Source organism: Halorubrum hochsteinianum (genome assembly GCF_023702125.1).
Taxonomy (GTDB): Archaea; Halobacteriota; Halobacteria; order Halobacteriales; family Haloferacaceae; genus Halorubrum; species Halorubrum hochsteinianum.
Genome location: NZ_CP098415.1, coordinates 2,942,794 through 2,962,044, shown reverse-complemented (window position 1 = coordinate 2,962,044; position 19,251 = coordinate 2,942,794). Strand labels below are relative to the sequence as shown.

General features: G+C 72.9%; 21 protein-coding genes and 1 tRNA gene. 12 read left to right on the top strand and 10 right to left on the bottom strand.

The features are described from left to right. The first annotated feature begins 81 nt into the window (after window positions 1-81). From idi to NAF06_RS14935, 6 genes are all read left to right on the top strand, one after another. On the top strand, window positions 82-687 hold the full coding sequence (idi, locus tag NAF06_RS14960; protein WP_008586308.1) for an isopentenyl-diphosphate Delta-isomerase: 606 nt from the start codon (window positions 82-84) through the stop codon (window positions 685-687). A gap of 55 nt (window positions 688-742) precedes the next feature. Then, a complete protein-coding gene (locus tag NAF06_RS14955) occupies window positions 743-1,498 on the top strand; it encodes a DUF2064 domain-containing protein (protein ID WP_008586310.1) in 756 nt (251 codons plus the stop codon). A 71-nt stretch (window positions 1,499-1,569) separates the two neighbouring features. Then, window positions 1,570-1,653: transfer RNA gene (locus NAF06_RS14950), tRNA-Ser, on the top strand. Window positions 1,654-2,045: 392 nt separating this feature from the next. Then, window positions 2,046-2,645 (top strand): superoxide dismutase, encoded by a 600-nt coding sequence (sod, locus tag NAF06_RS14945; RefSeq protein WP_251106170.1) that lies wholly within the window; start codon window positions 2,046-2,048, stop codon window positions 2,643-2,645. A gap of 529 nt (window positions 2,646-3,174) precedes the next feature. Continuing rightward, window positions 3,175-3,531 (top strand): DUF5827 family protein, encoded by a 357-nt coding sequence (locus NAF06_RS14940; protein WP_008586317.1) that lies wholly within the window; start codon window positions 3,175-3,177, stop codon window positions 3,529-3,531. Further along, complete coding sequence (locus tag NAF06_RS14935) at window positions 3,528-4,442, top strand: hypothetical protein (protein ID WP_008586320.1); 915 nt, start codon at window positions 3,528-3,530, stop codon at window positions 4,440-4,442. The genes NAF06_RS14940 and NAF06_RS14935 overlap by 4 nt, the downstream gene beginning before the upstream one ends. Before the next feature lie 23 nt (window positions 4,443-4,465). Here the strand turns inward: NAF06_RS14935 and NAF06_RS14930 are convergent, their stop codons facing one another. The 3 genes from NAF06_RS14930 to NAF06_RS14920 form a co-directional block, all read right to left on the bottom strand. Next, window positions 4,466-4,948 carry a hypothetical protein gene (locus NAF06_RS14930; RefSeq protein WP_008586322.1) on the bottom strand — a complete coding sequence of 161 codons (483 nt, stop codon included), beginning with the start codon at window positions 4,946-4,948 and terminating at the stop codon, window positions 4,466-4,468. A 51-nt stretch (window positions 4,949-4,999) separates the two neighbouring features. Beyond that, window positions 5,000-5,347: a 4a-hydroxytetrahydrobiopterin dehydratase gene (locus tag NAF06_RS14925; protein WP_008586324.1), complete on the bottom strand. Its 348-nt coding sequence runs from the start codon at window positions 5,345-5,347 to the stop codon at window positions 5,000-5,002. An 80-nt stretch (window positions 5,348-5,427) separates the two neighbouring features. Continuing rightward, entirely contained in the window at window positions 5,428-5,895 is a 468-nt protein-coding gene (locus tag NAF06_RS14920; RefSeq protein ID WP_008586326.1) for a DUF7124 domain-containing protein, read from the bottom strand. 76 nt (window positions 5,896-5,971) lie between these two features. Here NAF06_RS14920 and NAF06_RS14915 point away from each other — a divergent pair, with 76 nt between their 5' ends. After that, window positions 5,972-6,799 (top strand): BtpA/SgcQ family protein, encoded by an 828-nt coding sequence (locus NAF06_RS14915; protein ID WP_008586328.1) that lies wholly within the window; start codon window positions 5,972-5,974, stop codon window positions 6,797-6,799. 45 nt (window positions 6,800-6,844) lie between these two features. On the opposite strand, the gene NAF06_RS14910 is transcribed toward NAF06_RS14915, so the two are convergent. The 5 genes from NAF06_RS14910 to NAF06_RS14890 are packed head-to-tail and all read right to left on the bottom strand — an operon-like array spanning window position 6,845 to window position 9,893. Further along, window positions 6,845-7,996 (bottom strand): carbohydrate kinase family protein, encoded by a 1,152-nt coding sequence (locus NAF06_RS14910; protein ID WP_008586330.1) that lies wholly within the window; start codon window positions 7,994-7,996, stop codon window positions 6,845-6,847. Continuing rightward, a complete protein-coding gene (locus NAF06_RS14905) occupies window positions 7,993-8,502 on the bottom strand; it encodes a nucleoside deaminase (RefSeq protein WP_008586331.1) in 510 nt (169 codons plus the stop codon). The genes NAF06_RS14910 and NAF06_RS14905 overlap by 4 nt, the downstream gene beginning before the upstream one ends. Before the next feature lie 24 nt (window positions 8,503-8,526). Then, the gene (locus tag NAF06_RS14900; protein WP_008586334.1) at window positions 8,527-8,859 is read right to left on the bottom strand and encodes a hypothetical protein; all 333 of its coding nucleotides are present in this window, start codon (window positions 8,857-8,859) and stop codon (window positions 8,527-8,529) included. A gap of 18 nt (window positions 8,860-8,877) precedes the next feature. Then, on the bottom strand, window positions 8,878-9,660 hold the full coding sequence (locus NAF06_RS14895; RefSeq protein WP_008586335.1) for a hypothetical protein: 783 nt from the start codon (window positions 9,658-9,660) through the stop codon (window positions 8,878-8,880). Window positions 9,661-9,716: 56 nt separating this feature from the next. Further along, window positions 9,717-9,893, bottom strand: coding sequence for a hypothetical protein (locus NAF06_RS14890; protein ID WP_006628506.1), 177 nt, complete (start codon window positions 9,891-9,893; stop codon window positions 9,717-9,719). A gap of 155 nt (window positions 9,894-10,048) precedes the next feature. On the opposite strand from NAF06_RS14890, the gene NAF06_RS14885 reads away from it, so the two are divergent. Together NAF06_RS14885 and NAF06_RS14880 are read left to right on the top strand one after the other, a co-directional pair. After that, complete coding sequence (locus tag NAF06_RS14885; RefSeq protein WP_008586339.1) at window positions 10,049-10,990, top strand: cell division protein CdpA domain-containing protein; 942 nt, start codon at window positions 10,049-10,051, stop codon at window positions 10,988-10,990. A 48-nt stretch (window positions 10,991-11,038) separates the two neighbouring features. After that, window positions 11,039-12,577 carry a universal stress protein gene (locus NAF06_RS14880; protein ID WP_049908855.1) on the top strand — a complete coding sequence of 513 codons (1,539 nt, stop codon included), beginning with the start codon at window positions 11,039-11,041 and terminating at the stop codon, window positions 12,575-12,577. Between the two features lie 60 nt (window positions 12,578-12,637). On the opposite strand, the gene NAF06_RS14875 is transcribed toward NAF06_RS14880, so the two are convergent. Continuing rightward, window positions 12,638-14,263 carry a GMC family oxidoreductase gene (locus NAF06_RS14875; protein WP_008586343.1) on the bottom strand — a complete coding sequence of 542 codons (1,626 nt, stop codon included), beginning with the start codon at window positions 14,261-14,263 and terminating at the stop codon, window positions 12,638-12,640. Between the two features lie 110 nt (window positions 14,264-14,373). Between NAF06_RS14875 and NAF06_RS14870 the strand changes: the two genes are divergently transcribed. From NAF06_RS14870 to NAF06_RS14860, 3 genes are all read left to right on the top strand, one after another. Next, the gene (locus NAF06_RS14870; protein ID WP_008586345.1) at window positions 14,374-15,285 is read left to right on the top strand and encodes a CehA/McbA family metallohydrolase; all 912 of its coding nucleotides are present in this window, start codon (window positions 14,374-14,376) and stop codon (window positions 15,283-15,285) included. Between the two features lie 91 nt (window positions 15,286-15,376). Further along, window positions 15,377-16,660 (top strand): molybdopterin molybdotransferase MoeA, encoded by a 1,284-nt coding sequence (locus NAF06_RS14865; RefSeq protein WP_008586346.1) that lies wholly within the window; start codon window positions 15,377-15,379, stop codon window positions 16,658-16,660. Next, a complete protein-coding gene (locus NAF06_RS14860) occupies window positions 16,657-18,726 on the top strand; it encodes a molybdopterin biosynthesis protein (protein ID WP_049908856.1) in 2,070 nt (689 codons plus the stop codon). The genes NAF06_RS14865 and NAF06_RS14860 overlap by 4 nt, the downstream gene beginning before the upstream one ends. Here NAF06_RS14860 and NAF06_RS14855 read toward each other — a convergent pair. Continuing rightward, on the bottom strand, window positions 18,696-19,205 hold the full coding sequence (locus tag NAF06_RS14855; RefSeq protein ID WP_008586351.1) for a PaaI family thioesterase: 510 nt from the start codon (window positions 19,203-19,205) through the stop codon (window positions 18,696-18,698). The two genes, NAF06_RS14860 and NAF06_RS14855, sit on opposite strands and share 31 nt — an antisense overlap. Between the last annotated feature and the right edge of the window lie 46 nt (window positions 19,206-19,251).

Here is a 19,251-nt window from a genome sequence, read left to right as displayed (position 1 = left end):
TCCCGCGCGTGTCCTGCGGGAGACCCGCCGACCGGCCGTCGTATCGAACCCTTATTAGCCCTGGTCCGCGACGTAACGCGCATGAGTTCCGAAGACGCGACCGCGCCGAGCGATCCCGCCGGCGACGGCGCAGGCGACGCCGCGGCCACGGACCACGAGAACGCGCTTCAGGACGTCATCGCGGTCGACCCCGACGACGTCGCGCAGGGCACGGTGAACCGCCTCGACGCGCACACGGGCGACGGGATCCGTCACCGCGCGTTCACCTGCCTTGTCTTCGACACCGAGGGCCGGATCCTGCTGGCCCAGCGCGCGCCGAACAAGCGCCTGTGGGACGGCCACTGGGACGGCACGGTCGCCTCTCACCCGGTCGAGGGGCAGTCGCAGGAGGACGCCACCGAGCAGCGCCTCGAGGAGGAGCTCGGCATCTCGCCCGGCCAGTACGACGACCTCCGCGTGACGGACAAGTTCGAGTACAAGCGCTACTATCCCAACGAGGGCGTCGAGTGGGAGGTGTGCGCGGTGCTGAAGGTCACCCTCGACGACACCTCGCTCGACCCCGACGAGGAGGAGATCGGCGGCATGCTGTGGGCCGACTACGACCACCTCCACGAGAACCCGGCGCTGTACCGCCAGCTCCGCCTCTGCCCGTGGTTCGAGATCGCGATGCGACGCGACTTCTCCTGAGCACCGTTCCGAACCGAAACGGCGGCTTGAAGGCGCTCCCGCGCCGCCGTCCGGTATGACCGTCGTCGCCCTGCTGGCGAACCCGCCCCGCGAGGGGCTCGTCGGAACCGCGCTCGCCGAGTCGACGCCCCTGTCGCCCGCCGAGGCGGCCGACCTCTACGAGGCACAGTTCCGCGACGCCGTCCTCGCGGTCGAGCGCTCCGGCGGCGAGCTCCTCGTCAACTTCCCGGACGACGAGGACCTCCCCGCCGAGCATCGGACCGAGACGAGCGCGGAGGCGGAGCTGCGGACGCTCGTCGCGGACACGCTCGGCGGCACCGAGGGCGTCCGCTTCGAGCGACAGGTCGGCTCCTCGTTCGGCGCGCGCGCCGGCAACACCGTCACGCACCTGCTCCGCGAGGAGGGGGCCGACTCGGTCGCGGTCGTCACGCCGACCGCGCCGCTGCTCTCGCGGACGCTCGTCGACTCGGCCGCGATGAAGCTCCGGACGACCGAGGTCGTGCTCGGTCCGTCGACGGACGGCCGGGCGTACTTCGCCGGCTTCACCGAACCGATCCACTTCGACGGCGCGTTCGAGGCCCCCGCGCTGCCGACCCTCGCGGAGCGCGGCCGCGACGCCGACCGGTCGGTTGACTTCATCGAGCCGTCGCCCTCGCTGGAGACCGGCGAGGACCTCCTCGACGTGGTGCCGATCCTCCGGGCGCGGTTCGCCGCCGAGCGCGTCGTTCCGGACTACACCGCGGCGTTCGTCCACCAACACGGCCTCGATGTCGTCGCGGAGGACGGCGAGCAGCGGTTAGTTCGGGACTGACCCGTCGGACGGGTCGTCGGGGCCGTCGAATCCGACACCACTTAGTCGACCGACGCCGACCGGTCACGTGTGGTGGGATGGCAGAGTGGCCCATTGCGCCTGCCTTGAAAGCAGGTAGCCTCACGGCTTCCTGGGTTCGAATCCCAGTCCCACCGTGACGCGTCCGGCGCACTTTCGCGCCGGACGCGCTTCGTGCGCGGATCCGAAGCCTGCGAGTCGCAGCGCCCGAGCGGAGCGAGGGCGAACGTCTCGCATCGGTTCGAATCCCAGTCCCACCGCTTCTCCGCGAACACAGTGAGCAGAGAACGGCTGCTGCGATTCGAATCAGAGAGCGACCGATCTGACGTGAAACTATTTTTAGTTACTCGTCGCTCCCGTCCGTCGATCACGGACGATTCTGCGTCTCGCCCCCGAGGCCCCGGAACCGCAACAACACCGCTACTCCGCGGAAACGGACGATAACACTCGCGTCTGGTGTCGCATGCTACCGCGTGCCGCATTATCTTTAACAGCGTTCCGACACATGTTATCGGTAGGTGATACAAGCATGAGCTACGAACTCGATCCGTTACCGTACGATTACGACGCGCTGGAACCGCACATCTCCGAGCAGGTGCTCGAATGGCACCACGATACCCACCACCAGGGGTACGTAAACGGCTGGAACTCTGCCGAGGAAACGCTCGAAGAGAACCGTGAGTCCCACGACTTCTCTTCGTCGGGCGGAGCCATCCGCAACGTGACCCACAACTCCTCGGGTCACATCCTCCACGACCTGTTCTGGCAGAACATGTCGCCGGAGGGCGGCGACGAGCCCGAGGGTGAGCTGGCCGACCGCATCGAGGAGGACTTCGGCTCGTACGAGGCCTGGAAGGGCGAGTTCGAGGCGGCGGCCTCCGCGGCCAGCGGCTGGGCGCTTCTGGTGTACGACACGTTCTCGAACCAGCTTCGCAACGTCGTGGTCGACAAGCACGACCAGGGCGCTATCTGGGGCGGTCACCCCGTCCTCGCGCTCGACGTCTGGGAGCACTCCTACTACCACGACTACGGCCCGGCCCGCGGCGAGTTCGTCGACAACTTCTTCGAGGTCGTCGACTGGGAGGAGCCGTCGGACCGCTACGAGCAGGCCGTCGAGCTGTTCGAGTAAGCGCGTTCGAGAGGACGCGTTACGCGCGTCGAGATCCGCATTTTTTCGTGACGTGTCGACCGGGTAGTGAGTACTGTGTGAGCTTTGAGTATGCGGTACTGCGTGCGAGTCGTTGACCGACACAGAGCCTCCCGAGCTCCCAGTCGCTCGCTGCGACAAATCCGACATCGTGACCGAGACCGCCAAAGCCCCAGCCGGGAGGCGGGCAGACGCTCGCTGTGCTCCTCGTCGCTCGCGTTGCTCGCTCCTGCGGTGTCGCCGGCGGCGGAGCCGCCGACTGCCCGTGGCGCATCGCGCCACGCTGCTTGCTTCGCCTGTGCCCGCCTCCCGGCTGCCCCTTCGAGTCCCGCCCGGCACAGCAACCGCGCCTCACACCTCCCCAGCCTCGCGGCTCCCTTCGCTTCGCTTCGGTCGCCGCGTCCCTCGCGCGTGCTGTCTCGCGCCCTTCGGGCGCTCGCAGGCACGCGCCACCGAATTGGATCGAGTCGCTATCGGCAGCGTTTACGGACGCGGTCGCGTACCCCCGCGCATGCCCGAACCGAAGTCGGCGTTCGACGCCACGTACCCGTGCGACTTCTACGAACCGGCGGAGCTGTTCGAACCGGACCAGATGTACACCGTCCCCGAGATCGGTCGCCTGCTTCAGGGGTTGGAGCCGGACGCCGAGGTCGACCCCGACACCGAGGCCGTGCTGGTCGACTGGGCGGTCCCGTGGGTGATGGTCCACGCCGAGGACATGGTGATCGCCGAGCCGCTCCATGAGGACGGCCCGGGATACTACGGGCTCGCGCCCGAGGCGACGCCGGAGAGCGAAGCCGAGGAGGCCGAGGCCGGCGAAGCCGAGGAGGCCGAGGCCGAGGAAGCCGACGCCGACGAGTCCGCGTGAGCGGGGAGCCGTCCGACCCGCCGACCTACCTCGTCGCCGGCGGCGCGCGCGTCGACGCCGGGAAGACCACCTTCTCGACGGGACTGGTCGCGCACCTCGCCGAGCGCGCGGGCGACGCGGTCAGCGTCAAGCCCCGCGCGGGCAACGACTTCTGGTTCGATCACGACGACTACCGGATCGCGACCGACTCGGGCCGCCTCTACGGGAAGGACGCGCGGAAGCTGGCGGCAGCGAGCACCCGAGCGCCCGCGACGGTCGGGGACGCGTCGCCATCGCCCTCGGCGGTCGCGCCCGAGTCGATCAACCCCGTCCACCGGCTCTGGCGGCCGACACCGGGGCGGACCGGGATGCTCAGCGATACCGACCGCACCTTCCTCTGTGACCGCGTGACGACCGACTCCGGGACGCGGTTCGTCGTCAACGCCGCCGCCGAGGATGCGGGCCTGCTCCCCGACGCGCTCGCGGAGCGGCTCCCCCTCGACGACGCCGCGCGCGTCCGGGACGTGTCCGAGTTCAACGACGTGATGGCCGAGGCGCACCTCCCGGCGATCGAACGCCTCGCCGCTCGGGTCGCGCGGACGCCCGTCCCGGTCGTCGTCGAGTCGTACGCCGACGTGGCCGGGACGCTGCCGCGCGACGGACCGGTCGCGCCCGACGCGGTCGCCGTCGTCGACCCCGGCCGCGCCCGGGTCTACGCGGGCGACCGGTACGCGAAGGCCCGCGCGGTCGCCGCCGGTAGCCCGCGCGAGGGGACCCGCGAGGAGCACGTCGACGCGGTGACGGAGATGATCGAACCGGTCGCGACCGTCCCGCTGCCGGCGCTGTCCGGCGAGGTCCGGGGGGATCCGAGCCGCGTCGCGTCTCGCTACGGGTCGGCGTACGAGGCGCTCGTCGGTGCGGTCGAGAACTGAGAAGCCGGCGGTTCGGCCCGCGCTCAGGCGTTCCGCTTCGTGTAGTGGTCCAGCGCGGACTCGATCGACGAGAGGTCGGCGGTCACCCGGCTGTCGGCGACGCGCATGAAGCCGGGCGTGTACGACGACGAGTAGTCGAAGATGCGGTTGACCGCGCGCTTGGGGGCCGAGACCTCTTCGTAGTCGGTCACGGTGTACACCCGCGTGGTCGGGAAGGCGGTCCAGAACGCGCCGCTGGTCCAGCGGTCGTCGTCCTCGAAGGTCGTGCCGATCCGGCCCGTACCGATGTACTCGTCGTCGGTGTAGAACAGGAGGAGGTCGCCCTCGGACATCTTCTCGAACGTCGATCCGTTGCCGCTGTCGTCGTCGACCGCCCACAGGCGGGCCTCGTCGAGGTCCGCGAGGGGGGCCGGTCGGTCCGGGTACTCGGTGAGATCCACCGCGGACCGGACCGTTCGGTCGAAGTTCTCCGGGTCGATCGGGACCAGGAAGACGTTCTCGCTCATTACCCTCCGTTTCGCCGGGAGGGGTTTAAACTCGTTCGTTGATGTGTCAGGTCACGCCTCGGCGTCCGCGTACAGTCGGTCCATCTTCGCCGCCATCACGAAGTCGGCGCGGGTGAGCCCGCCGACCTCGTGGCTCCAGAGCTCGACCCCGACCTCGCCCCACGACAGCGAGATGTCGGGGTGGTGCCACTCCCGTTCGGCGAGCTCGCCGATCTCGTTCGTGAACGCCAGCGCGGTCTCGAAGTCGGGGAACTCGTAGCTGGCCTCCAAGTGGTGGTCGTCGACGACCTCCCACGCGTCGCCGAGCTCGGCGAAGTGGTCGGCGTACTCGTCGCCTTCGAGCGGGTCCGCGTCGTCGCCGGCCGGCTCGACCGGCTCGTCCGCGAGCGGTGAGGACATACCCCACGTTGGGCGACGAGCGGTTTGTACCTTCCGCGGCCGAGGCGGTCGCGGTCCCGGGCGGCCGGCGCGCGAGGCGGTCACCGGAGCCGCGAGATCAGGTCGCCGACCCGCCGTCGCAGGCGGGCGAGGCGGCCGGCGTCGCCGCCGCGTCCGTCGCCCGCTCCCTTCCCCGGCTCCGACAGCTCCCACCCGGCCTTCTCGGCCGCCTCGTCGACGGGCAGGAACTCGTAGCCGGTCTCGGTCGCGACGCGCTCGTCCGCGCGAGTGGTGCCGACGAACACGCGGCGCGGGGCGGCGCTCTCTTCGCGGACGTCCGCGAGGGTCCCCCACTTGTCCCAGCTCGTGAGCGCGTAGTCGTTGTCGATCCCGTGGGCGCGGGCGAACGCCGCCACCTCGTCGGCCTCGTTCGCGATGATTCCGACGTGGCGGCTCCACTCCCGGGCGTCGGCGAACGCCGCGGCCGGGTCGGCGAGCGAGCGCGCGGCCCCGAGCGAGAAGACGAGCGTCACGTCGCCGTCGCCGGGCGTCGTCGCGTCGATTCCCATCCCGATCGGAGCCACGCGGCGGGCGGCCTAAACGCTGTGGGGAGGCTTTTGTCCGGCCGCGCCGTCGACTCCGACGATGGAGTTCGAATCCACCTTCGGCACGGCCGCCCCGCTGCTCGGCATGGTCCACCTCCCGCCGCTCCCGGGCGCTCCCCGCGCGCCCGACGACGGCCGCAGGGCGATGGCGGCCGCGGTCGACCGCGCCGCGAGCGACGCCCGGGCCCTCGACCGCGGCGGCGTCGACGGGATCGTGATCGAGAACTTCGGCGACGCGCCGTTCTACCCCGACGACGTCCCGCCCCACGTCGTCGCCGCCGTGACGCGCGCCGCGACCGCCGTCGCCGCGGAGACGGACCTCCCGCTCGGAATCAACGTCCTCCGGAACGACGCCGAGGCCGCCCTCTCGGTCGCCGCCGCGGTCGACGCCGACTTCGTCCGCGTGAACGTCCACACCGGCGCTCGCGTCACCGACCAGGGGATCGTTCAGGGCCGCGCCCACGAGACGCTCCGTCTGCGCGACCGCCTCGGCGTCGACGTCGGCGTCTTCGCCGACACCGACGTGAAACACTCCGCGCCGCTGACGCCCGAGGGGTACACCGCCGAGTCGTTCGCCGACACCGCCGAGCGCGGCCTCGCCGACGCCGTGATCGCCTCCGGCTCCGGGACCGGCGAGGCGGTCGACGCGGAGGCCCTCGAAGCGGTCGTCGCCGAGCGCGAGCGCCACGGCCTCGACACGCCGGTGCTCGTCGGCAGCGGCGTCACGCCGGAGACGGTCGCCGACCTGCTCGGCGTCGCCGACGGCGCGATCGTCGGGACCGCGCTCAAGCGGGGCGGCGAGACGACCGCGCCGGTCGACGCGGACCGCGTCGCCGACCTCGTCGGGGCCGCCGACGCGGTCCGGTGACCCCGCCTGACCTCGTCTCTCCTCACCGCTCCTGCCTGCCGCCGGTCACCGGCTCCCGTCGGGGGCGTACCCCCGCTCGGCGAGGAACGACGCGACCTCGCTCCGCGTCGGGAGCCCCGGTTGGGTGAACCGGGCGGTACAGTTGATCGCGGCGACCGCGCCCGCGAACCGGACGCCGGCGTCGACGTCGGCGTCTCCGGCGGCACCGTCGTCGTCCTCGGACGCGACCCCGTCCTCGGCCCCGGGCGTTCCCGGTGACGAGTCGGCGATCCAGCGGTCGATCAGGCCGGCGGTGAACGCGTCGCCGGCCCCGGTCGCGTCGACGGTCTCGACCTCGAACGCGTCGAACCGAGAGACGTCGCCGCCGGCGATCGCCGTCATCCCGTCCGCGCCGTGCGTGAGGACGGCCCGAGGCCACGTCGGGTCCCCGTCGCGTTCCCCTCGCGACCGCGGCTCCGACCCGGAACCGCGGTCGGACGCCCCGGTCTGTGCGGCCGCGATCTGCTCGACCGCGGCCGCCGCCGATCCGAAGAAGGCGGGCGCGGCCACCCCGTCGGCGACGAACAGGTCCGCCGCGTGGAGGAACCAGTGGATCGTCTCCGGCTCGGTCCCCCGGTCGACCAGCTCCTCGACCGAGCCCGAGAGGTCGAAGACGAGCGCGGGCGGGTCGCCGTCCGCCTCCGCGGCGCTCTCCCGGAGCGCGGCGATCCGGTCGAGGACCCGCCGCGAGACGCGGTCGGGCGCGTAGGCGGTGAGAAAGACGGCGTCGGCGTCGGCCATCGCCGCGAGCGCGGCGTCGTCCAAGCGCAGGCCGCGGAAGCTCTCGCCCGCGGTGACGATGGCGCGCTCCCCGTCCGGGTCGCTCAAGATTAGCGAGCGGGTGTGGGCGTCGTCGCCGACCGCGACGTGGGTCGCGTCGACGCCGGTCTCCGCGAGGTGTTCCCGCGCCCGCCGCCCGTACTCGTCGTCGCCGACGCGGCTCACGAGCCCGGCGTTCCGGCCGAGGCGGTCGAGCGCGACCGCGACGTTCGCCCCCACGCCGCCGAACGCGGCCGTGACCTCGCGGGCGAACGCGCCCCCGTCCGGCTCCGGGAGGTTGCTGACCGCGTACCACTCGTCTATCGCCGCGGCTCCGATAGAGAGGATCGCGGGCGCTTCGCGGTCCGCAGCGTCGCCGGACTCCGGTCCCTCCGTCACGGCTCGCCGAAGAAGGACTCGTGGACGGTCATCGCCGCGTCGACGGCGATCGGTCCCTCGACCGTCGTCTCGCCGCCGGCGCGCCGGATCACCTCCTCGCAGGGGATGGGTACCACCCCCCCGGAGAGTTCGTCGAGGGTCTCGCCGTCGACGCCGAAGACGACCCGCCCGACCCCCGCGTAGTGGACCGCGGTCGCGCACATGGGGCACGGCTCCGTGCTGGCGTACATCGTACAGGCCGCCCGCTCGGCGGCGTCGAGTTCGCTCGCGGCCCACCGCGCGAGCGTCAGTTCCGGGTGCGCGGCCACGTCGTCGTCGGTCCGCGTCTCGTTTCTGGCCTCGCGGACGGCCTCGCCGTCGACGACGAGCAGCGCGCCGAACGGGGTGTTCCCGGCCGCGACCGCCTCCTCGGCCAGTTCGATCGTCCGCGCCACGTACTCGCCGTCGGTCGCGTCCGCCGGGAGGTCGGCCGCGACCGGGGCACCGAGTTCGTTCTCGTCGGGCATACCCTCACGTGCCCCTCCGCCCACCTAACGCTTCCTGCGGTCGTCGTCCGGCGGGCGCTCGCGGCCCTCACCGGGTGGGGTCTCCTCGGACGGAGGCGACTCGGTCTCCCCGTCCGACCCCCCGCCCGGCGGACCGGACTCCCGCACGTCGCGGAGCGCGTCGACCGCGTCGTCGGTGGCGGCCGCGGTCCGCGTCTCGGTCGCCGCCGCGGGGTCGAGGCCGTCGCCGTCGCCCGCGCCTCCGTCGCCGCCGTCGCCCGCGCCTCCATCGTCGCCCGCGTCGGTTCCGCCGCTCGATTCGCTCGGGTCGTCGTCCGCGCCGAAGAGCCACGCGCGGACCGCGTCGATGAATCCCATTTGTCGGTGGTGTCGTCGTCAGTAGTTCCTGAACAGCAGGGCGCGCACGTCGTCTTTCGTCCGAGCGGTCTCCACGCTCCCGTCCGGCAGATCGACCTCGTACCGCGCGTCGCCGTCCCCCTCTCGCCACTTGTCGGCGTGGGTGTCGAGGAGGCTCATCATCGCGTTCAGCTGTCCGGTGCCGTCGTCGCCGGCGTCGTCCTCGCCGTCATCGTCGTCGTCCTCGCCGTCGCCCTCGCCGTCGTCCGCGTCGTCGCTCGCATTCTCGGGGTCGGCCTCGTCCGATTTGGTTTCGGCCGGCTCGGTCTCGCTTTCCGCCGACTCGGTCCCGTCTCCCGTCTCGTCATCGAGTTCGATGTCGACGCGCGCGAACGGGTCGGCGGCGAGGCGCTCGGCCGCGTCGACGATCGCGTCGACGAGTTCGGCCTTCGTCATCCCGCTCCGCCCCGTCACGTCGAAGGCGGACGCGATGTCCGAGAGGTCCATCGGGTCGTCCGGGTCGGGGTCGGTGTGCCGCCTGTTCCGCGCGCTCAGCAGCTCGCGGGCCCGCTCGCGGTCGAAGGGTTCGTCGGCTTCCGGTCCGTCCGAGGCGTCGGCGGCGTCGCCCCGGCTCTCGTCGCCGCCGGCCGTCGGCTCCGCGAGGCGGTCGGGGTCGTCGACGGCGGCCGCGAGGTCGAGCAGGTACGCGACCGCGTCCTCACGGTCCACGGAGGCGTACGGGCCGGCGTGGGCCGCGGCCAACTCCTCGCGGAGCGCTTCGATCCGGTCCGCCTGGTCGTCGGTGATGTCGAGCGTGGGCATGGTGTGGGTCCGGTCGGACGGGTCGTTGGTTCGGACGGGTCGTTGGTTCGGGGCAGCTACTGGTTCTCCTCGAAGCGCGCGAGCGCGTCCGCCCAGCTCTCGACGGCCTCCGGCTCCCCGGAGTGGTCGGCCTCGACGTCGGCGTAGCCGCAGTCGTCGCAGGCGACGGCGGTGGCAGCGCCGAGCGAGAGCGTCGACAGGTCGCCGCCGCAGCGGGGGCACTCGGACGACACGGATTCTCGGGTACAACGTCGTCGCCCGCCGTGAAAAACGCAGGGGGTCGGGCGGGGGAGAGCGGCGGTCGGAACGCGTTCGGACCGCGCGCGACCCGAGGCCCGACCGTCGCGGTCGGGGTAACAGTCATTACACTCGGCGGAAACGTTCGAACATGAGCGAAGCGGACGCCGAGAACGTCCTCATCGAGTACTACCGACGGTACGTCGGGGACCCGGACCGGACGATCGACGTGTACGCCGGGTTCGGGCTGTTCTTCGCCGGCATCGCGCTCGGGGTGATCGGGGTCGTCGTGTTCCTCTACAGCGCGACGCTCGACCCGACCGCGCTCTCGACGTACGCGGTCCGCGAGGTCGCCGCCGTCGCGGGCGCGGTCGGACTCCCCGCGCTGCTGTTCGGCATCGTCGTCCTCCTGCCGGTCGACCGCCGGATGCTGTACCTCGCGGGCGCGGGCACCGCGGTCACGCTCGCCGGGACCGGGGCGTTCGTCTGGGCCTACCCGCACAACTGGAACGTCGTGGTGAACCCCGACTACAGCGCGCAGGTCGTCGCCGTCTACAGCGTCGGGCTGGTGGCGGTCATCGGCGCGACGGGCGGCGCGCTGGTCGCGCACCGCGTCGAGCGCGCGACGGGCGGCGCGGCCGCGAGCGCCGGGAGCGCGGCCGGATCCGGAGCCGCCGACGGGGAGGCCGGCGGCGGACCGGCCCCGGACGCCGGCGGCGAGGCGGTCACCGAGGAGTCGGTCCGCGCCGACATCGAGCGCGAACTGGAGGACGCGGAGCTGACGTGGGGCGGCGTCGAGCGCTCCGAGACGCGGCGGCTGGAACTGAACACGAGCGCGGTCGACGATGTCGACGTCGACACCGAGAAGCTCGCGGGGTCGGCGACCGAGACCCGGACGACCTCCGGCACGGTCAACGACGCGGTCTCCGAACTGAAGGGCCTCCAGGGCGGTGAGGCGAAGACCGACAGCGGACAGGGGACCGACGATCAGGCCGCGAAGCTCCGCGAACTGCGCGAACAGCAGCGTCGGGAGGCCGAGGAGGCGGACGACGGCGACTCGGTCGTCGACAGGATCAAGGGGCTGTTCGGCTGAGCCGAGCGCGCCGCCACGCTCTTGACCGCCACGGGCGAAGCGGGTGTAATGCTGGACAGGGTGCGAGCGAAACTCGTCGCCGCCCGTCAACGGGCACGCCGGATCGAGCGCCGGGAGCTGGTGGAGCTCCGGCAGTGGGCCGAGGACACGACCAACCTCCTCCACCTGACGACGCTGCTGCTCGTGCCGGTGCTCATCGCGCTCGTCACCCAGATAACGAACCTGACCGACCTATCTTTCCTCCTCTTCCCGCCGCTGGCGTCGGGGACCTACACGCTCTTCGCCGACCCCGAGGGGCAGTACTCCTCGCCGCGGACGTTCGTCGGCGGCCTCGTGGCGGGCGCGCTCGCGGGGTGGGTCGCGCTGGAGCTCTCGCTGCTGGGCATCGGCGGCGTCTCGGCGGGCGCGATCAGTCCGCTCAGCGCCGGGCTGTCGATCATGCTCTGCGGCGGGCTGACGTGGCTGGCCGGCGTCGAGGAACCGGCCGCCTTCTCGACGGCGCTCCTGGTCCTCGTGAGCGCGCGCGGCGACGCGGTGCTCGTGTTCGGCACCGCCGTCGACCCGGCGGCGGCATACGTCGCGGGCGTCGCGGTCTCCGGCGGCCTCGTCGCGGGCGCGTTCGCCGTCTGGCGCAGGTGGTTCTACGAGGAGCGCGCCCGCTACCTCTACGGGACGACGCAGGCCGACGACCACGTGCTGGTGCCGATGCGCGGGGAGACGAGCGAGACGACCGCGTTCTTCGGCGCGCAGCTCGCGGCGGCCCACGACGCCGGCAAGGTCGTCCTCCTCGACGTCGTCGACGACGCGGAGATGGCGGCCGCTGAGCGGGCGATGCTCGACGATCACGACGCCGCGACGCCCGAGGACCTCCCGGAGTCGGCGCGGGCGTCGTTCGACGGCGACTTCGAGGCAGCGGTCACGGACCGGGCGGCGGCGACCGCGGCCGAGCGGCTCGAACGCCACGCCGCGCGGCTCCGAGCGCGGTTCGACCTGCCCTGCGAGGTGGTTGTCGCGGCCGACGGCGATCCGACGCGGGTCGCCGTCGAGACCGCCCGCGCGACGAACTCGGACCTGCTCGTGACGCCGTTCGAGACCGAGGACGGCCTCCTCTCGCCGTTCACCCGGGGCGTCTTCGCCGGCCCCCTCGACGCCGTCGCGTTCCGGTCGACGACGGGCGTCGACGCCTGGCGGCGCGTCCTCGTGTTGGTCGCCCGCCCCGGCGACTCGGCGCACGCGATGATCGACTTCGCCGAGCGGCTGGCCGGCGAGACCGGCGGGGTGAGCGTCTGTACCTGTATCGACGCCGAGTCGGACCGCAGGCGGGCCGAGACGAAGCTGGCGAACCTCGTCGAGACCGCGACGGGGCCGATCGAGACGCGGGTCGCGCGGTCGGAGGTGACGGCGTTCCTCGGCGCGAACGCCGACGCGTACGACCTCGTCCTCATGGGGTCGAGCGGGGACCGTTCCGTGGCCTCGCGGCTCGTCTCTCCGCCGACCTTCGAACGCATTCAGGACGTCCAGTGCGACGTGGCGATCGTGGACCGCGGCGACGCCGACCGAGAGGTGTGGGCGTCACAGGACGGGTGAGCCCGTCGGCGACCCGGGGAGCGGCGCGCGCGGCGCGGTGGCACGCGCGGGGGACCCGCGTCAGTCGGTCGCGGCCGCGATCGGTCCGTCAGCGGACTCCGTCCGGTCCTCGCGAATCAGGTCCGCCGCCCGCTCGGCGATCGCGATCGTCGGGGCGTTCGTGTTGCCGCCGACGAGCGTCGGCATCACGCTCGCGTCCGCGACCCGGAGGCCCTCGACGCCGCGGACGCGGAGCCGGTCGTCCACGACCGCCGCCTCGCCGTCGCCCATCTTACACGTCCCGACGGGGTGGTACACGGTGTGGCACTTCTCGCGGACGTGTTCCGCGATCTCCTCGTCCGACCGGGCGTCCTCGCCCGGCCACACCTCTCGGCCGACGTACTCCGAGAGCGGCCCCTGTGCGGCGATCTCTCGGGCCCGTTTCACCCCCTCGACGAGGGTTTCCACGTCCTCGCTCTCGGCGAGGTAGTTCGGGTCGATCCGCGGCGCGTCGAGGGGGTCGGCCGACGCGAGCGTGACCCGACCGCGGCTCTCCGGCCGGAGCTGCGTCGCGCCGATCGACAGCCCCCGCCCCTCCGCGGGGTTCGCCAGCCCGTGTTCCATGAAGTACGAGGGGGCGAAGTGGAACTGGAGGTCGGGCCGTGACTCATCCCCGTCCGTGCGAACGAACCCGCCGGCCTCGCCGACGTTGGAGGTGAGCTTCCCGCGCTTGAACACGAACCAGTTGAGGATATCCAGCAGCCCGCCGGCGTCGTCGAGCGTGCTCACGTCGTCGGCCGTCTCGTAGACGGTGAAGACGAACAGGTGGTCCTGGAGGTTCCGCCCGACGCCCGGCGACTCCACCGCCACGTCGACGCCGTGCTCCGAGAGGTGGTCCGGGTCCCCGACGCCCGAGAGCATGAGCAGGTGCGGGGAGTTGACGGCCCCGGCGCAGAGGACCACCTCTTCGTCCGCGCCGACGGCGCGGGTCCCGCCGTCCTGTCGGTACTCCACGCCGGTCGCGCGGCCGTCCTCGATGGTCACCTCGGTCACCTGCGCGCCGGTCTCGGCGGTGAGGTTCGGACGGTCGAGGACGGGCTTCAGGTACGCGTCGGCCGCGCTGTGGCGCTTCCCGTTCTTCTGGGTCACGTGGTAAAGCCCGACGCCCTCCTGTGTTTCCCCGTTGAAGTCGTCGTTCCGGTCGTAGCCGGCCGCGGCGGCGGCCCGGACGAACGCCTCGGAGGCGGGCCGCGGCGAGGTCTGTTCGGTGACGCTCAGCGGTCCGTCCTCGCCGTGATACGACGATCCCCCCGGGCCGAAGTTCTCCGCGCGCTTGAAGTAGTCGAGCATCGAGTCGTACCCCCACCCGTCGTTGCCCAGCTCCGCCCAGTGATCGTAGTCGGACGGGTGGCCGCGAACGTAGATCATCGCGTTGTTCGACGAGCAGCCGCCGAGGGTCTTGCCGCGCGGCCAGTACAGCTCTCGGCCGCCGCAGTGCTCCTGCGGCTCGGTGTAGTACTCCCAGTCCGCCCCGGTCTTGAACAGCTCCGGGAACGCCGCCGGGATCTCGATGTTCCGCTCGTCGTCCGGCTCGCCCGCTTCGAGCAGCAGCACGGACGTCTCCGGGTCCCGCGTGAGGCGGTTCGCGAGGACGCAGCCCGCTGACCCGGCACCGACGACGACGTAGTCGTACTCGCTCTCTGTCATGGACGATCATGTGCGGGACTGCCTGTTAAGCGTACCCGTGTCACGCGCCGTCCGCCCGCGCTCCCGAGATCGCTCGTCCCTTTATATACATCCCGACGCGTAGTCCGGACGTGTCCCGCGTCACCGTCAGCATCGACCCGCACGTCCACTCCGAGGGGAGCTACGACGGGCACGAGCCGGTGGAGCTAATACTCGAACACGCGGCCGAGATCGGACTCGACGCGGTCGTCATCACCGACCACGACGTGATCCGGGAGTCGAAACGCGCCGCGGAGATCGCCCCGGAGTACGGGCTGATCGGGATCCCCGGCGTCGAGGTGTCGACCGCGCACGGCCACCTGCTGGCTATCGGCGTCGACCGGATGCCGCCGCGCGGGCGGCCGTACGACGAGACCGTCCGAGCGGTCCACGAACTGGGCGGCGTCGCCGTCGTCCCGCACCCGTTCCAGCGCTCGCGGCACGGCGTCCGCCGTCGCAACATCCCGACGCCGGGGCCGGACGACGACTCCGACGCGGACGGCGCGGTCGACGGGGCCGGCGCGGACGGCGCGGTCGGCGAGGAAAGCGAGACCGGCGCGGTCGACGAGGTCGACGCGATCGAGGTGTTCAACGCGTGGCTGTTCACGGGGAACCGCAACCGCCGCGCGCGCCGGTTCGCGGCCGAACACGGCTACCCCGGCGTCGCCGCCAGCGACGCGCACCACCTCCAGTACGTCGGGCGGGCGTTCACCGAGCTGACGATAGAGGGGAGGGCGTCGACGGCGGCGGTCACCGCGGACGACGTGCTCGCTGCGATCCGCCGCGGCACGACCACCGTCGAGGGGCGGCGCGCGCCGATCCGGATGGCGGCGAAACACTACGTCGGCGCTGCGAGCCGCCGGTCGGCGTACTACGCGCGCACCGGCGCGGCCCGCGGCGTTAAGGCTACCAAGCGGACCGCGATCGACGGCGCGGTGGCGGCGAAGGTCGCCGCCTTCCAGTCGGTCCACCGCACGCGGCGGTTCCTCTCCTGGTTCGCTTGAGCCGCCGGGGCGGGCGGGTCCCCGCGGCCCGAAGTCGGCCGACCGCGACCGCGGAGAACGGGTTTTTGCCCGCGGCCGCGAATGGGTGTGTATGAGCCACGACAGACGCGAGTCCGGGTTCAAGCGGCGGACCCGGGTCGCGGACGCGAGGGCGACCCTGCTCGACGCCGTCACCCCCCACGACCGGACCGAATCCGTCCCGGTCGGGGCGGCCGACGGCCGGGTGATCGCCGAGCCGATCGACGCGCCGTCGCCCGTGCCGGGGTACGACCGGGCCGCGATGGACGGCTACGCGGTCCGCGCGAGCGACACGTTCGGAGCCGGCGACCGCTCGCCAGCGGTCCTCTCGGCGAGGCCGGCCGAAACCGAGTCGATCGCGCCCGGCGAGGCCGCGCGCGTCCACACCGGCAGCGCGGTGCCCGAGGGCGCGGACGCGGTCGTGATGATCGAGCAAGTCGAGTCGGTCGGCGACGACGTGGAGGTGTTCGACGCGGTCGCGACCGGCGAGAACGTCGGCGAGGCGGGCGAGGACGTCGCGGCCGGCCAGCGACTCTACGGGCCCGGCCACGTCCTGCGGCCCTCGGACCTCGGTCTCCTGCGCTCGGTCGGCCTCGACGAGGTCGCGGTCCGCGAGCCGCCCGAGGTCGCCGTGATCCCGACCGGCGAGGAGCTGGTCGAGTCCGACCCCGGCCCCGGCGAGGTGATCGAGACGAACGGCCTCACCGTCTCGCGGCTCGTCGAGCGGTGGGGCGGGGAGGCGCGCTACCGCGACGTGGTCACCGACGACCCGGACGCGCTCCGCGAGGCGGTCGCGGCCGACCTCGACGCCGACGTGGTCGTCACCACCGGCGGCTCCTCGGTCGGCGAGCGGGACCTGATCCCGGAGGTCGTCGACGGCCTCGGCGAGGTGCTGGTCCACGGCGTCGCGCTGAAGCCCGGCCACCCGGTGTGTCTCGGGCGGGCGGAGGAGACGCCGATCGTGTCGCTGCCGGGCTACCCGGTCGCGTGCATCGTCAACGCGGCGCAGTTCCTCCGCCCCGCGCTGAAGCGAGCGGGTGGGGCCGACGCGGACCCGTTCCCGACGCGGCGGGCGACGCTGGGACGGAAGGTCGCCAGCGAGCCCGGCGTCCGGACGTTCGCGCGGGTGAGCCTCTCGGACGGGGACAACGAGGGGGCCGACGAGCCGGCCGACGGCGACGTGGCCGACGACGCTGACGGCGACCATCTCCCGACCGCGACCCCGACCCGCGCGAGCGGCTCCGGAATCCTGTCCAGCGTCGCGCTCGCGGACGGCTGGGTGGTCGTGCCGGAGCCGCGGGAGGGGCTCGACGCCGGCGAGACCGTCGACGTGGAGCTGTGGGAGGTGACGCCGTGAGCGACCGCAAGGAGTTCCGCGACCTCGCGTCCCCCGAGGCCGCCCGCGACGCGATCGCCTCGCTCGACCTCTCGCCCGCCCCGGAGACGGTTCCGCTGCGGGAGGCCCGCGGCCGCGTCCTCGCCGAGCGGGTCGACGCCGCGATCGACGTGCCGGGCTTCGACCGCGCCTCGATGGACGGGTACGCCGTCCGGGCGCGCGACACCTTCGGCGCGGACGAGGCCGACCCCGCCGAACTCGACCTCGTCGGCGCGGTCCACGCGGGCTCGGAGCCCGACGTGACCGTCGAGCCGGGCACGTGCGCGGAGATCTCCACGGGCGCGGTGATGCCCGACGGCGCGGACGCGGTCGTGATGGTCGAGCGGACCGACGAGATCGGTGGTGGCGGGAACGACGCCGACTCGGTCGCGACCGACGCGGAGGGCGACGCTCCGACCGGTGCGGACGACGACGCGTCCGCCCGGATCGCGGTCCGCACGTCGGTCGCGCCCGGCGACCACGTGATGACCGCCGGCACGGACATCGCCGCCGGCGCGCGCGCGCTCGGTCCCGGAACGCGACTGACGCCCCGGGAGATCGGGCTGCTGTCGGCGCTCGGCGTCGACGAGGTCCCGGTCGCGGGGCGGCCGCGCGTCGGGATCGTCTCGACCGGCGACGAGCTCGTGCGGCCGGGCGAGGCGCTGAACCCCGACCGCGGCGAGATCTACGACGTGAACTCGACGACGATCGCCGCGGGCGTCGAGGAGGCCGGCGGCGAGCCCGTGCTCTACCCGCACGCCGGCGACGACTACGAGGAGATGGAGCGGCTGCTCCGCCGGGCGGCAGACGAGTGTGACCTCGTGCTCTCCTCGGGGTCGACCTCGGCGAGCGCGGTCGACGTGATCTACCGCGTCATCGAGGCGCGCGGCGAACTCCTCCTCCACGGGGTCGCCGTCAAGCCCGGCAAGCCGATGCTCGTCGGCCGACTCGATCGCACCGACGAGGCGGACGGCTCGCGGGGCGACGAGTCCGCGTACATCGGACTCCCCGGCTACCCGGTGTCCGCGCTCACGATCTTCCGGACGTTCGTCGCGCCCGCGATCCGCGAGGCCGCGGGCCAGCCGGAGCCGGCGACCGCGACCGTCGAGGGCCGGATGGGCGTCGGCGAGCGCTACGGCGAGGGCCGCATGCGCCTGATGCCGGTCGGCCTGCTCGACGCGAGCGACGGCGACGGCGACGGGGACGACCGCCCGCTCGTCTACCCGGTCGACAAGGGCTCCGGCGCGACGACGAGCCTCGTCGAGGCCGACGGGGTCGTCGCGGTCGACCCGGACACGGAGTACCTCGACGCCGGCGAGACCGTCTCCGTCGACCTGTTCTCGCCCGACGTGCGCCCCCCGACGCTGCTCGGCGTCGGCGAGGACGACCCCGCGCTCAACCGCCTGCTCGACCGGCTCGCGAACCCGCGCTACCTTGCCGTCGGCTCCCGCGAGGGACTGCGTCGCCTCCGCGACGGCGTCCCCGACGTGGCCGTGACCGCGGGGCCGACCGACCGCGACGTCGACGCCGAGGAACTGGGCGGGTGGACCCGCGAGTGGGGGCTGGTCGTCCCTGAGGGGAACCCCGACGGCGTTGAGGGACTCGCGGACCTCGTCGACCGCGACCTCCGGTTCCGGAACCGGCCGACGGTCTCGGGGCTCCGTCGCAGCCTCGACGGGGCGCTCGACTCGCTCGCTGACGAGCGCGACGCCGACCGCCGCGAGCTCGCCGAGCGGATCGACGGCCACGAGCGGACCGCGAAGGCGTTCGAGAGCCCGGTCCGCGCGGTCGTCGCCGGCGACGCGGACGTCGGGCTCGGCCTCCGCGAGACGGCGGCCAGACTCGGCTGCGGGTTCGTCCCGCTCGGCGAGCAGTCGGTCGTCGTCCGCGCCGCGCCGGACCGCGTCGACCGCGAGCCGGTCGCGGCGCTGGCGGCGGAGCTGTCCGCGGACGGCCGAGAAGCCGGTTCGGACGACGCCGACCCCGCGCTCGACGCGATCCTCGACGGCCTCCCGGGCTACTCGCGGAACAGCCGGAACGACCCCTGACCGACGACGACCTCGGAGCGGTCGGCCCCCGCCTCGTCTCCACCGTCGTCGCCCTCTCCGTCCGCCCCCTCACCCCCGGCGGCGGTCGTGACGGTCATGTCGCTGACGCCGATCGAGCCGCCGGCCCTGACCACCTCGGCCTCGGCGCGGAGGTCGCCGGTCGCGGGCCGGAGGTAGTTCGCGTTGAGGTTCACCGTCGCCACGCCGCCGTCGAGGGGATCCTCGAACGCGGTGCGCTGGGCGACGCCGCCCGCCGTGTCGATCAGCGTCGCCGCGACCCCGCCGTGGATCGTCCGCCCGTCGGCGTTCGTGAGCTTGTCGTCGAAGGGGATAGAGAGGACGACGCGCCCGCGCTCGATGACCTCGACCGACGTGTTCAGCCACGAGAGGTAGCCGTGCTCGTCCTCCAGCTTCCGCTCGACGAACGCCGTCGCCTCCGACGGCAGCGGGTCCATCGCCGCGATCTCCGTGCGGTCCATGTCCCGGGCGTCGCTCTCGGACGGCTTGTAGCCCCCGGAAACGCCC